The sequence below is a fragment of the Sphaerochaeta sp. genome, assembly GCF_050256055.1.
GTDB lineage: Bacteria > Spirochaetota > Spirochaetia > Sphaerochaetales > Sphaerochaetaceae > Sphaerochaeta.
In genome coordinates, this window is the sequence record NZ_JBFWIJ010000013.1 from 59054 (window position 1) to 73273 (window position 14220).

12 protein-coding genes and 1 tRNA gene are annotated in these 14220 nt (G+C 50.6%); 1 reads left to right on the top strand and 12 read right to left on the bottom strand.

Annotated features, from left to right (window positions below; translation table 11 throughout):
- Positions 1–4: 4 nt before the first annotated feature.
- The 5 genes from phnE to AB7C91_RS07070 all read right to left on the bottom strand — a co-directional run bounded on the left by phnE (position 5) and on the right by AB7C91_RS07070 (position 3829).
- On the bottom strand, positions 5–826 hold the full coding sequence (gene phnE / locus AB7C91_RS07050) for a phosphonate ABC transporter, permease protein PhnE (RefSeq protein WP_428590154.1): 822 nt from the start codon (positions 824–826) through the stop codon (positions 5–7).
- Positions 813–1565 (bottom strand): phosphonate ABC transporter ATP-binding protein, encoded by a 753-nt coding sequence (gene phnC, locus AB7C91_RS07055; protein ID WP_428590157.1) that lies wholly within the window; start codon positions 1563–1565, stop codon positions 813–815. Before phnC ends, phnE begins: the two co-directional genes overlap by 14 nt.
- A 93-nt stretch (positions 1566–1658) precedes the next feature.
- Positions 1659–2690: a phosphate/phosphite/phosphonate ABC transporter substrate-binding protein gene (locus AB7C91_RS07060; protein ID WP_332447169.1), complete on the bottom strand. Its 1032-nt coding sequence runs from the start codon at positions 2688–2690 to the stop codon at positions 1659–1661.
- On the bottom strand, positions 2687–3622 hold the full coding sequence (locus AB7C91_RS07065) for a LacI family DNA-binding transcriptional regulator (RefSeq protein WP_332447168.1): 936 nt from the start codon (positions 3620–3622) through the stop codon (positions 2687–2689). Before AB7C91_RS07065 ends, AB7C91_RS07060 begins: the two co-directional genes overlap by 4 nt.
- 133 nt (positions 3623–3755) lie before the next feature.
- Positions 3756–3829, bottom strand: a tRNA-Asp gene (locus AB7C91_RS07070).
- Between the two features lie 104 nt (positions 3830–3933).
- Here AB7C91_RS07070 and AB7C91_RS07075 point away from each other — a divergent pair.
- The gene (locus AB7C91_RS07075; protein WP_332447167.1) at positions 3934–4833 is read left to right on the top strand and encodes a phosphatase PAP2 family protein; all 900 of its coding nucleotides are present in this window, start codon (positions 3934–3936) and stop codon (positions 4831–4833) included.
- Here AB7C91_RS07075 and AB7C91_RS07080 read toward each other — a convergent pair.
- The 7 genes from AB7C91_RS07080 to AB7C91_RS07110 all read right to left on the bottom strand — a co-directional run.
- Complete coding sequence (locus AB7C91_RS07080; RefSeq protein WP_332447166.1) at positions 4793–5386, bottom strand: exonuclease domain-containing protein; 594 nt, start codon at positions 5384–5386, stop codon at positions 4793–4795. The genes AB7C91_RS07075 and AB7C91_RS07080 overlap by 41 nt on opposite strands.
- On the bottom strand, positions 5383–6657 hold the full coding sequence (locus tag AB7C91_RS07085; protein WP_332447165.1) for a serine dehydratase subunit alpha family protein: 1275 nt from the start codon (positions 6655–6657) through the stop codon (positions 5383–5385). The genes AB7C91_RS07080 and AB7C91_RS07085 overlap by 4 nt, the downstream gene beginning before the upstream one ends.
- A gap of 54 nt (positions 6658–6711) precedes the next feature.
- Entirely contained in the window at positions 6712–7923 is a 1212-nt protein-coding gene (gene manA, locus AB7C91_RS07090) for a mannose-6-phosphate isomerase, class I (protein ID WP_332447164.1), read from the bottom strand.
- 81 nt (positions 7924–8004) lie between these two features.
- Entirely contained in the window at positions 8005–9624 is a 1620-nt protein-coding gene (locus tag AB7C91_RS07095) for a Na+/H+ antiporter NhaC family protein (protein ID WP_332447163.1), read from the bottom strand.
- Positions 9625–9830: 206 nt separating this feature from the next.
- Positions 9831–11105 carry a hypothetical protein gene (locus tag AB7C91_RS07100; RefSeq protein WP_428590165.1) on the bottom strand — a complete coding sequence of 425 codons (1275 nt, stop codon included), beginning with the start codon at positions 11103–11105 and terminating at the stop codon, positions 9831–9833.
- Between the two features lie 14 nt (positions 11106–11119).
- Positions 11120–12556, bottom strand: a complete 1437-nt coding sequence (locus tag AB7C91_RS07105) for a hypothetical protein (protein ID WP_428590168.1) — start codon at positions 12554–12556, stop codon at positions 11120–11122.
- 219 nt (positions 12557–12775) lie between these two features.
- Positions 12776–14220, bottom strand: a 1445-nt coding sequence (locus AB7C91_RS07110; protein ID WP_428590171.1) for an AMP-dependent synthetase/ligase, incomplete at its 5' end; no start/stop codon positions are given.

Sequence of the window (14220 nt, forward strand, 5' to 3'; positions counted from 1 at the left end):
CCTCCTAGACCAACTTGCTGCGTAGATACTGACTGAGCCATTCGATGCAGGCAACACTCACAAACAGGGCGACGAGAATCATCCCTACCCGGTCGTATTCTCTCCAACCGATCTTCTCATTGAGAATAAGTCCCAAGCCACCGGCTCCGACATACCCGAGAATGGACGCATACCGTACATTTCCTTCAAAACAGAAGAGCACGGTGGACAGGTATGATGGCAGAACTTGTGGAACGATTGCATATCGGATTGCACTGATCTTCTGGCAACCCATGGCTTCCAGCGCCTCGAAGGAGAGCATGGAACACGTTTCGATCGATTCATACAATATTTTCCCGCAATAGGCGAACGTAAAGACCGCGATGGCGACGGTTCCTGCAAGGGTCCCCAGCCCGAACAGGTAGGTTGCGATCAAGGCGGCAACCAAAGTGGGAAGCGTCCGCACCACGGATAAGAACAATTTGAAAAAAGTGGTGACTGCTTTTGCCTGTACCAGATTCGTACTGCTCAAGACGGCAAAGGGAATACAGGCCAAGGCACCGATGAACGAACCAAGCAGGCTCATCTTGATGGTATCCCACAACGGTTGCCATACTGCGTGCATATAGGAAAAATCGGGAGGAATCATGTCATAGAGCATGACAAAGAAAAAACGCATCCGTTTGACCATGACCGAAAGGCTGAAGCCCGTCAATTTGATGGAAACCAAGGTGCACAGAAGGAAAATGACCCAGATCAACGCAGTTTTGCTGCGTTTTTCCTGGATGGTTTTCCCCGATGCCAGATGGTATTCCACCGGTTTGAACACTGCATCATACAGCTTCATCGCTACGCTCCCCATAGATTGTTTCCAACACGGCATCGTCGACCCGATCAGCCGGCCCGTCGTACACGATTTGCCCTGCCTTGATCCCGATCACCCGATCTGCATAGGCAAGAGCCAGTTCGACATGATGGATATTGATGATCACCGTGATGCCCAGTTCCTTGTTGATCCGCTTGAAATCGTCCATGACCTGGCGTGCTGTCACCGGGTCGAGGGCTGCAACCGGCTCGTCAGCCAAGATGATGGAGGGATTCTGTGCAAGGGTACGGGCAAGTGCCACCCGTTGCTGCTGTCCTCCTGAGAGCTGGTCCACCCGGGTGTACGCTTTTTCCAGGATGCCCACCTTGTCCAAGGCTTCAAGGGCCTTGAGCTTTCGATCCCGTGGAAATACTCCAAGAATTCTCCGCCACAGGCTGAGATCGGGTACGAAGGAAGTCAAAACATTCTTGATGACCGTGGTTCTGGTGACCAAGTTGAAACTCTGGAAAATCATACCGATCGACCGTCGCAGTTTCCTCAGTTGCCGACCTTCCAACGTACTGACATCCACATCGTTTACCAACAACTTCCCGCTGCTGATCGGATGCATCTTGTTGATCGACCGGATCAAGGTGGATTTCCCTGCTCCAGAGCGTCCGATGACGGCTACAAATTCACCATCCTGTACTGACAGAGAAATATCCTTCAACCCAACGGTACCGTTTGGATAGACTTTATTGACGTTCTCAAATACAAACACTTGCATCCCCCAGCACGAACTTTTCCAAAGGAGGATACCATAAGCGTATCCCCTTTTGGAAAAGGGGCATGAAACCATGCCCCGATGACAGCCTTATTTTGAAAGTCCTTTCAAGATGGCCTGTGCCTTCCGTTCATTGTCATAATCGGAAGAGACTGCCTTCTGGTAGCCGGTATGGCTGTAGACGGCGATGACTTTTCTCCCTTCCTCGGTCTGATTGAGATTCATGAACGCAGTCTGCAATGCTGCGATGAATTCATTTGTCATCTTCTCACTGGTCTTCGACACGGATACTGTATCGTTGTAGATCATCGGAGTGACCCCGATCACATCGGTCTCATCCCAGATGGAGGCCTTTCTTCCATACGTATCCATCCACTTGGATTCCTGATCCCGTCTGGCATCGGCATAGGTGACCAACACATCGACCTGACCGGCTGCAAGGCGTGCGAACGCGGAACCATAGCTGTCGGACTGTACGGCATGCGCAAGATCTCCAATGGTTTTTCCATTGTAGTTGTCCATCAGCCAAAGGGTGGGATATACGTATCCTGCAGGACTGGTGGAAGACATGACCGACCAATTCGCACTGTTCAGGTCATCCCAAGTCAACTTCTGGCCGGCATTCACTTTAGCGCTCAGTTCCTTGCCCTTGGCGGACGGACCTGCGATAAGCAAGGCACGGTAACCGATGGCCTGCGTCTTTGCAGCGGTGATCGGTTCATGGGAATTCCAGTCGACAGGATTGCTGCTGTCCACACTCAGACCGTCACGGGTGGCGGTGAGAATGACCTGACATCCATCCTCATAGAGCAGATAGGTATTTGCAGGGATCAGACCGACATCAGCTGTCCCGGCGGACAAAGCCACGCCGACTGCCTCATAGGTGGTTCCCACGGTGATATCCACCTTCTTGACTGTATAACCGCTTTTGGCAAGCTCTTCGATCAACAGTTTTTTCAAAGGTTCGGTTACCGTGATAATCTCAGCAGGTTCGCGGCTGGGCACATAGTAGACACGCAGGGTATCGATGGTTTTGCTGTCCGTAGCTTCCTTCGCTCCTTGGGCAAACAGACCGGCAACACTCAACAAGAGAATCAACAGGACCAGGAATGACTTCTTCACTTCGTTTCTCCTTCAAATTTCGGTATCAATTTTGCCGGGACGGTAATACTGAATACAGTATCCCGCTCCCCGCTCATTCGCTCGATCAACAGCTTCACGGCTGTATGGAATACGGCATCGGAAAATATCTGGAGGGTTGCATAGGGGTATTCGTACGGTACAACTGGGCTTTCCATATCCTGATACACCACGACTTCGCACTCAGAACCAATCTCCTTCAACCCCCGCAATGCGCCTTCAGCGAAAGCGCAATCACTGATGAGCATGGCCCGAGGGATATGCTTAGCTGTTTTTACCAAGAAATAGCCGGACATCGCATCCATCGTTCCAATGACGAAATTCCTTTGCTGATATACCGAGTGTTCCTGCAGCAATTTCTTGAAATACTGGAGACGCCGCTGCCCTATGACTGCATCACCTTCCTGATGGATGCCTCCGAAATAGCCGATGTCCTCGATGCCTTTCGCCAGGAAATAGGAAAGCACCTGTTCCTCGGCATTGTCGTAGTCCATGATGATTCGATCGTATTTATATTCGCACTGCTGGCTGTTGATGAGCAACAGATGGGTACAGTTCCGGGAAAACCCATTGAGCTGTTCCTCTGCAAAATCACCGAGCACAATCAACCCATCAAATTTCTGGGTTTCCGTATAGTAAGACAACTGGACATCGAATTTGGCAGACAGCCGCTCAAGCCTTGCGAAGAAAGCCTGTTCGTATCCGCTTTTGGCAATGGGGGCACAGGTGAAGGCAATGGTATACCTGTGTTGATTACGCAACCTTTGGGGAACATATCCCACTTCTTGTGCGGTCTGTAGGACTGCATTGCGTACAGACTGCGTTACTTTCAAGGTTGTATCTTCATTCAAGATACGGGAAACCGTACCCAACGAAACGTTACAACGCTCTGCGATATCCTTGAGTGTAGCCATACCACTTCCTTTGCTATAGATTTGCATGAGTTTACCGGGATGTCAATTTACTTTAGTAAAATTCACTAAAATTTCATACGTTGCGAAAAGACGAAAAAAAATCCCTCATCCGAACAACCGGACAAGGGACCTACGAGAGTGACGGGACTCGAACCCGCGATCTACGGCGTGACAGGCCGTCGCGATAACCAGCTTCGCTACACCCTCAAAAAAAGACTCTTGGAAACTACACGATACCGAGGGTTTTGTCAACTGGGGTATCAGTTGCGTTCCTCCAAAGCCTTCCGTATACTGCAGCCAAGGAGATTTCCATGCAAACATCCATCCTGTTGTTCTTTCTTTCCATCGCAAACCCGTTCCTCGATGCGTTCGCCAATCTTGCTTCGATCATCGGCGAACAGACGGTGGTCATTGCCATCATTCTCTACATCTTTTGGAACTATGATAAAAAGAAGGGATTCAGTCTGTTCTCCTCGGTCCTGCTTGCCGTCCTTTCCATGGGGATCCTCAAGGCATTGGTTCGCTCTCCCCGTCCCTTCCAGGTGCTGGATTCCATCCAAGGCAAACGGCTGCAGACGGCAACCGGATATTCCTTTCCCAGCGGACATACCACGACCGGGGCTTCCTTCTACACCGCATTGGCCCTTGTATTCCAAAAGAAATGGCTCAGCATCACCTGTGCTGTGCTGATGACCTTGGTGGGCCTGAGCAGGCTCTATCTCGGAGTGCATTGGCCCATCGACGTCTTCGGCGGGTTATTACTCGGTGTTTCGGTAAGCTTTTTCTTCCACCGGTATCTTGATTCACTCTATGATGACCAGAATCGAAGGATACGGTTTGCCTTGTGGTTCGGAACCATCAGTTTCGTATCCGCTTTGGTCATCAGCATCCTGCTCAACCTATCCCTCATCGATGAGGTGGCATTCACCGATCTGTTGAAAGTCCTTGCCCTTGGCGGCGGCGGATACCTCGGCTTCGCCTTGGAGAATCTGAAGGTCCAGTTTTCAACCAAAGCGACCATCGGCAAACAGATCGCCCGGTATCTGCTCGGCTTGGCGGTGGTTCTTCTGATCATGGCCGCAAAAGCGGTTATTCCAGAATCACTGTACGCTGTCGGCTCGTTCGTACGCTATACATTGGTGGGACTATGGGCGACCGGCCTGTATCCGCTTATAGGAAAAAGTCTGCATCTTTTCTCTGATGCTCAATGACCTTTGGTTCTATGCCCTTGATGATCAGGAATTTTCGTAAGTCAAGCATCTCATTGAGGTGACCATAGCAGAGCTTGTGCATCATCTTGCCGCACATGATCGCATCATCAAGGGCATAATGTGCTTGGTATTCCATGCCGAAATAGTCGACCAAGTACGAAAGTTTATAACTGAGCATCTTCGGCCAGACTTTCCGGGCGATGGTGAGAGTGCACAGGTAATGCATTTCCCTGGCTTCCACATCATACGCTTGGAAACATCCCTTGAGCACCCCCATGTCAAACACGGCATTGTGGGCGACCAACAGGTCACGACCGATAAAATCCCGCATAGCCGGCCAGATTTGGTCGAACTCGGGGGCTGCAAGGCACTGGTCATCCTTCAGCTGATGCACTGCGGTCATTGCAGGGTCGAAATAGGGATGCTTGGGATGGATCAGACTGTAGTAGGTATCCAAGAGCGTCCCTTCCTCATCAAACCGGGCCAAGGCTACGGAACAAGCCCCGCCGTCATAGCTGTTCGCCGTTTCAAAATCTATTGCAACATAATTCACGATTGTTTTCCCAACATGATGGAAAGAATGGTCTTATCGGTTTCCTCCATTCCTTCATGACTGATTCTGGAGAGAAAATCCATGCTCTCCCTACTCGTTTTTCCCACGATACCGCTTTCGTTTCCCGGACTGTACCCGCGAAAAGCCAGCTTGCAGGCGAGATTCGCAGCTTCCACACAACTATAAATCTTCAGGGCGCACGTCATCTTCGCCCCATCACAAATGATCCCGGTGAGATTACCCACCATGGTGTTGAACGCCCGGTCCATTTCCTCCAGCGTTCCATCCAGTAGATACACCAAGGCACAGGCGGTCGCAATGGAGGCCGTAAACGCACCGCACAGTGCACTGAGCCGATTCTTGCGTGCCGTGAGGGACAATCCCACAAGCTGGCTGAGCAACAAGGCCCGGCCGAGTTTGTCATCATCAGATTGCAGATATTCCCCCATCACCGCAATCGGCACCGTCAACGTTATTCCTTGGTTGCCGCTGCCGCTGTTGATGATGACCGGCATCGGACAGCCGTCCATTCTGGCGTCACTGGCAGCTGCAGCCATCGCCGCTCCAAGGCTGAACGCCTGGTCAAGTGTTTTCGGTTCGCTTCCGATCGCCTCACTGGCTATACGGCCAACGTTCAAGCCATACTGATGGTCCAGTGCATGCCTGGCAATGGCCAGATTCGTCTGTTTGGCTTGCAGCACCAAATCCAAGGCTTCCTGCGGAGCCTGCTCCACATAGGCTAGCAGCTGGGCCAAGGAGGCGGACCCCAAAGTCCGTTCATCTTCGGTATCCAAAGCTGTTCCGCAAGCCTCGACAGCCAAATTCAGGAGTACCTGCCCATCCTTCTCCAGATAGCTGAACCGATCATGCTCACCGCTGATCACCGCAACCGCCTGCGCATCCAGATGACGGGCCACCACTTTTATATAGAGCGCTGGTACATTACTCTGGATCGTCAGGGATACGGGCATCGAGCGGGCATGGTCGATCTGCTCGGCGGTGAGCTCGCTGAGGATGCTCAATCCTTTCTCTACATGAGAGCCGCAGGCACCAAGGGCGACCGCTGCCTGGATGCCCTTCAAGGAACAGTTCGGAAGCCCGACACCCATGGCATTCTTTACCATGTCGCGGCTGGTGATTACCTCAAGGGAAGTCGGAAGCATCCCCAAGAGTTCTGCAGCTTTCGCTCCGGCAAGCGCAGAAGCGGCCGGCTCCGTACAGCCCATGGCTTGTCGAAGTTCCTTTTCCAAGATAGCAAGGTAGGTATCCATAGAAGGACTATACCATTGTCACAATGCTCTTTCCAAGCCGAATATTCAGGAAATTCAACGAGGAACGTCGGCGATGAAGAGCAGGCCCTCCACTTCCAGGGTATAGGAGGGAAGACTCGCCGCCACCACGTGACAACTGCCCTTCTTCAATTCCCTGGTTTCCTGATCCGATATGAAGGTGACCTTTCCCTCGGTGACAAAGAGCAATTCAATGCTGAGCCTGTCGTGGATCTCGTACTTTCCCGGTTTAAGTACCATCAGATGAAATTCCTCGGTCGGCGTCAAAAGATGCAATCTTCCCGAGCTGCCTGTCAATGTGGGAACTTTCTCTACTTCCTTCCCTTTGATCTCCAGGATATTCAAGAGTTCCTTGACATCGACTTTCTTATTCGTCAATCCACCCCGAAGCACATTGTCCGAGGCACTCATCAATTCGATGCCGTTGCCCAATACATAGGCATGCAGGGTTCTGGGCTCGAGGTACAACGCTTCACCTGGTGCTAGATGCTTTACATTCAGGAAGAACGGAGCGAACAATCCTGGATCATGGGGAAATGCGGAGGCACAGGAAAGAGCAATCCCCTTGCTTTCCAAGAACCGGCCGTCCCCGGATGCGAACGGCAATTCTTCATGAGCTTTGAGGGAAGCCAGATACTCATCGATCAGGATGACGAGCTCTTCCTTTTTCATGGTATAGAGCTGCTCGAAGAAGCGGGCAAGCAAGCCATCGGGATCCTGAGCACTTTCCTCCAGATAGGAAAAATGTGCGGCGAACCCATCGGGGATCACCAGCTTTAGGGAAGGAATTATGTGTTCAAGTGGCTGGAAACCACACATGGCCGTAATGGGAGTCAGGGCATAGATGACCTCCGCCTTCCGGTTCGGGTCCTTGTAGTTCCACAAGTCCTTGGCAACACGGGTGCGCAGGTATTCCTCATGCTTCCAGCCTTCCTCCGCCTGCGCTTTGGTGGGATGGACTTGGATGGAAAGGGGGCGTTCAATCGCCAGGACTTTGAGCAACAAGGGCAATTGGTCGGAGAAGCAATCAAGGTGATCCTGGCCGAACCAATGCAAGCTGTCCTTTTTCAGAAAGGACGAAAGGCTCTCCCCGGTTTCGAGTACCACTGCATCACCACTGGGATGGGTCCCGAACCAAAGTTCAGCTTTGCTGGTACCATCCTCGGGCAAACCAAGTAGCGAAGGAATGAATGAGGAGTTGCCCCAGTCATACGCTTTGATATGTCCCTGAATTTGCACTATGTCCATATCGTCCTCCACGAAACCAGTATAGAAGGCTTGGCTCGGCTGGGCAAGGGAAAGCCAGCCAAGCCTTGCCATTCGGCGTGGTTACTTGGTGTACAGACGGGGAAGCACGATCATAGCCACGGTAAAACAGGCCAACGTGAAGATCCAGGCAACAAATACATTCAAAAACAGACCACCGAAAATGAATCCGACCAAGGCACACAGTGCAGCGGTGATCGCATACGGCATTTGGGTAGCTACGTGCTCGAGGTGAGGACATCCGGCACCAGTGGAAGACAGAATGGTGGTGTCACTGATCGGGGATGCATGATCGCCAAAGACCGATCCACCCAGAACGGCACTGACGCTGATCATTGCGGCATTGAGCAAACCACCTTCTGCAAGGCCGTTGGCTTGACCGAGGCCGACTGCGATCGGCATGACGATCGGGATCATGATGGCGAAGGTCCCCCAACTGGTACCTGTTGAGAAAGAGATCAGTGCGGAGAGTGCGAAGGCGATGACGGGAACCAAGGAAATGGGGAATCCACCGCCGACCACCACTTCACTCAGGTAGGAAGCGAGACCGAGGCCGCCGTCTTCCGGACTGCTCTTGATGACGGTCCCGATGGTCCATGCCATGGTTAGGATGATCAGGGCGGGAACCATCGACTTGATACCATCCCCGATAGCTTCGCTGGCAGCCTTGATCGTGAACAACTTGCGAGCCGTATAATAGATGTAGGTGATCACCAAGGTGAAGATGACTGCATAAAACAAGGCCATCGAGGCATCGGTATTATTGAATGCATCCCCCAAGGACATGGAAGAGGCGGCCTGTCCCAGCGTCATGATCGACTCCCCGTCGATCGTGGACAGGTAGGTAGTGATGGGGAACAGCAACACGGAAGAAATGATGAGGACCAAGATGGGGAACAGCATGTCCATGGGGCGGGCTTTGGAGGCAATGGCCGCTCCATCAATTTCCACTTCACCCGGAGCTTGGCCGTATTCCTCATTGTAGAGTTTACCGGTTTCCTTCGCATAGGCGATGCTTCGGGCCATAGGGCCGAAGTTCCGTCCGGTCAAGGCGATGACCAGGACCATGATGATCGTCAGCAGAGCATAGAGGTTGTACGGCACCGAACGGATGAAGAACGTGAATTCACTGATACCCAACGTCGAGAAGCCTTCTGAGCCCTTTACAATGGACATGACGGTGATCACCCAACTGGAAATGGGCACCAGAATGCACACCGGAGCTGCCGTGGAGTCAAGAATATAAGCAAGCTGGGCACGGGTGACTTTGTTCTTGTCCGTGATCGGCCGCATGACCGTTCCTACGGCAAGACTATTGAAGTAATCGTCGATGAAGATGATCAGGCCGAAGAGCCATGACATTAAAAGGCTGCTGCGTGTGGTATGCAATTTCCGGGAAGCCCAACGACCGAATGCATGGGCACTTCCGGTTTTGCTCAGCATTCCGACCAATCCGCCAAGCAAGGCACAGAACAGGAATATGCGGATATTCCATCCATCGTTGAGGGAACCTGCAAGCAGGTCGGTCAGATTGATGATCGCAACCAAGGGATTCCCCCCTGCAACGATCAGGGTCCCTGATAGGATTCCTAGAAACAATGATACCATGACATCCTTGGTGATGAACGCAAGGGTGATGGTAAGAACAGGCGGGATGAGTCCCCAAATGCCAAAACTTGTCATGATGACCTCTCAAGTGTGTATGGATGGCCCGTATTGGGCACACGGAGTGACTATATCATGGCTTTTATGACAGAGTACAGGAAAATTTTGGCATTTCTGTAAATTTTCATACACGATGTTATTATAATAACAAACCAATAACCACTCACCCAAAAGAATACCCGCCTTTCCAGGGCGGGCATTCAAAAGCTGAGAGGACAACGACACTAACGGGAGAACAGGGAGAATCTGAGCGACAACGCATCGATGGGTTTGTCGCCGAGGCTTGCACCGTATTCTTGCGTGTAATAGGCGGCGTCGATATGGAAGACCAGAAGGTCGAAACCAACACCGAGGGATTTGTAGCCTTGGTTCAACCCAAAGCGGAAATCAAACAGGCTCAACAATCTGGCTGATAGACCAAGGCGGGTTTGTTCGAAGAACGCTCGCTTGAGATCCTCGCCTTGCAGACCGGACATCTGCATGACATCGGGTACATCCACTGCAACTACAGGTCTGATCAAGGATCCGATATCAGGAGCCCAGGTAAGGCCGGCATCCATTCTCCAAGGTACCTCGATCTTCCAATTGGCATCAATCGGGGCTGAGCTTGAATCGGTATCAGCGTCATTGGTCAAACGCTCACCAAGGACCTCCTCTGCCCAGTCATTGACCGAGTCGAAGGTACTCATGGTGTAGTTGCCGTTGAGGTTCTTGGCAACCATCGAAACAGTCAACCCAACGGGCAGGTTCACATTTACACCTGCAGAAATCGGCAACGCGTACCCGGCGATAAGCGGAGTCTCATTGAGGAATTTTGTTCCCGGGTCTGTGGTATTATCCTGCATCATGTTAATAATGGAAGATACTGTCTGAGCCTTATAATATGCCTTGTATACCGCTTGGGCAGAAACACCAAGATCGATGCTGATGGAGCCGGGAATAATATTGATCCTGAAACCAAGACCGGCGGTTGCGGCTGTGGTGACTTGCGCAATCAAATTGGTGGTCAAGGAATCAGCCCCTTCCTTATAACTCATCAATCGTTCTTGCGCTTGCACAGCGAGACCAAGACTACCAAGTGTTACAGTGGTAGAAACATCGGTTGTCAGCACATCCCCATATCCCAGCTTGATAGTTCCAAGAAATTTCTGAGCCCCACTCACCATGGAACTGTCAGTACCTTCCTGGAAATCATCGATGGCTCCACTTTCCAATATGGCCTTCGGGTTGTAAGCCGTAACGGTGACCGCAGGGAAGGAAAACTTGAAGCCTGATTTCGCCAAGTTTGCCGGGTTCATCAGAAAGCTGTCATAATACCCCCGTACTCCCAGACCGGCTCCACCCATCCCCAATACTCGGACACTGGTTCCGACAAATGATTCCCCTACTTGTTGATATACGGCATTTTCAGGGGAATAGTCTTCGACTACGCCCGCTACAAGAGGAGCCCCGATGCTAACGATTGCCAGTAAGCTTATAAATATATTTTTTACTTTCATAACGCTCCTCCCTCTTAAAGGTTATTCCACCAATCGGCATCGACCTCAGCCAACAAATCGGACAAGGCTGTATCAACATTTGTAAACTTCAAATCTGTTGGAATTGCAGTATTGATAGCTTGAAGATTGGTGATGATTTTTTGGAAATAGGCCAATGAACGAGTAGCTTTATACGCATCCATGGAAGTCTCGTTGTAGGGGAAAGTAATTGTATCAGGCAGGGTCAGGGAACTCAATGCAGGAGTGCCTTCTTCAACCACTATACCCAAACTAGGATTTGCATCTAGGAATGCTTCAATGATTTCGTTCGGCTTTTGTGAGCCACTCATATCATTTGCATCCCAATATGCTTGATGTTCGGTCACCAAAACCGCAAGGAAATATTTTACTAATGAGGAAGTATCCAACTTGGCTTTATCTGAGGAACCAATACTCAATCCCTTCTTTGATGCTAGAGTAAGCGCATGCTCAATAGTTGAACGATAAGCCTTTTGGTTTCTCAAGAAATTTTGATAAGAGGCATTAGTGTAGGTGTAGTCATCCCCATTTTTTGAAATACCCATCAATTTAATGATATCAGGAAGTATCCCTCTGATAGCTGCAACAATATCTGAAGCATCATTCAAGTCAACCGAAGTATCTTTTGCGTTTCTTGATAATCCTTTATTAAGATTATCCAACAAGCTTTGGAGTTTCAGTTGATTGGTAAAGTCGATCGAAGCAACACCGGAAAGTTGTTCAGCAACCTGTGAAGCAAAAAGTGCATCACCGATAATCGCCAAGGCTGAATCGCTGGTCAACTTGGTCTCATCAATGCCTGTACCAGCATCGTTTTTGATCGCTGTGACCGTATTGGCTACGAGATTCGTCATCAATTGGAGTAGCAGGACATCACCTTGCGTCAATTTGGAAGGATCATCGATTGCTGGAATTGCGAGATCCTCAATGGTTTCTTTCAAGGCTGCATCAGAAATATTACTGGCTACAACCTCAAGGGTTGCATTAAATACAGCCACAGTCCCTTCGATTGCTTCCTGTTGTTCAAGTGAAGCAGTAGTGGACATCTCTGCAAGGAATGTTGCACTTTGCCCGGAACTCAAGGAAGATTCAATCGTTGCGGTAAACGCATCCTGCTCTGCTGTGGTCTGAGGTTTTATAATCGGTTTACTTGTATCGACAGGGGTTGTAGCAGTACTCAGATCAAGTGCAACACCAAAATCACTGAGTGTTGTACCACTCCACGAAGGTACATCTCCTCCAATCCCCTCAACCGCATCCGAAGCCGCGTTTACTGCAGATAAGTCAGGTTTCACCAATCCACTATCGATATACACATTCCCCCCTAAATTGCCCATCATATCGGCAATGTTGGAACGTATATTCGCATCACAGGAAACAAACACCAATGTTAGTAAGGATACCAACAAAACCAGTACGAGCGCTTTCTTCATGTTGCCCTCCTCTCCAAGGGGGAAGCCATTGGGTATCTTCCCACTCCCCCACCCATCCAGGTGAAGGATGTCTCTCCGAAACCACGGGATGACAGCCAGATATGACACATCATCATACTAATAAAACGTACTTGCAAGTAAAGCGTTACATATTTTATAGGTGTTGTCTATATTCGAGCATTGGAGGAATGAACAGAAATTCTACGCTCCGTCCTCCCTTCAGTTACTGTTTGGGAAAAATAAGTGTCTGATTACCTCAATATTCGCCAGTTTGTTTACTTCTTCACTCTCATAGAGTTGGGCAATTCGATCCTTGTAGAATTCCGCTGTCTTGTACCGTACCAGCTTCATGGTCGAATTGACCAAACCATCCGCTTCACTGAACGGTTTCTCGATCATGGCAAATCGGGATGGCAACCACATTTTCGGAATTGCAGCCGCCTGTGGTTCGTAGCTTCTCAGTTCCGCAAGGACCGCTTCCAGAGCTTCCTCGGCGTTCTTGCAACCCTTCTCCTCAAGCATTCGGCCGACAACATCCTCCTGCAATGTCACAAGCGCGGTTGTAATCGGCTTATGATCATTGTATACCATCAGTTGGTTGAGCAACGGTACATTGTTGATCATGACCTCTTCAACTTCCTCGGGGCTGTACTTCTCTCCATCCTTTCCGATGAGCAAAGCTTTCGCCCGTCCGGTCACCACCAAAAATCCATCCTCATCATAATACCCGAGATCACCTGTCCACAGCCAACCATCCTTCAAGACCTCTGCACTGGCAGCAGGGTTCTTGAAGTATCCCTTCATGACATTCTCACCCTTGATGACAATTTCACCACGTTGGCCGACAGAGGCTTCGGTGGTTTCATCAACCATGATCTTGCAGATCTCGCTCTTGGCTACCATCCCGCTTGTGCCGAATTTATACCGTTGGGGACTATTGCTGCTGATGATCGGGGCGGCCTCGGTCAGACCATAGCCTTGGAATACTGGTACGCCGATGGCGGCAAAGAACCGCTGCTGCTTGGCTTCAAGCAAGGCGCCACCGCCCACACAATACAGCATACGGGAGCCGAAAATCTCACGCAACTTGGGGAATACCAGAAGGTTGGCCAAGGTATAGGGGAACCACGTCTTGAACTGCACCCATGCACCCGGACGGTTGCACCCATCTCCGTTGCGAAGAATGCCCGCCTCCAACCCGCGGGTGAAAATACCTTCGATGAATGCACCTTTCTGATGAATGCCCTGGGTCATCTTCTTCATGAAGTTGCCCGTGATCGAGGGGACCGTCATCAAGAACACAGGATTGGTTTCCACAAGGTTCTTGGGGAAATTTCGGATGATCGCAGCATTCGAACCACGTGAGTCGACAAAGTGCAGCGTAATACCCCGAAGCAGCGAGGTATAGATGCCCACCGTGTGGGCAAAACTGTGATCGACCGGGAGCACCACCAAGGTTTCGAACCGGGCATCAGGCAACTGGAACAGCTCGATGGCATCGTGGGCATTCACAAAGTAGTTCACATGGGTAAGCATGATTCCCTTCGGGTTGCCCGTCGTTCCGCTCGTATAACAGATATTGATGGTATCCTGCTCGTCAATCAAAGCCTCGACATCCTTGACCATGTCGGGGGATTGTTCCAAAAGCGTCCGACCGTCCAGCA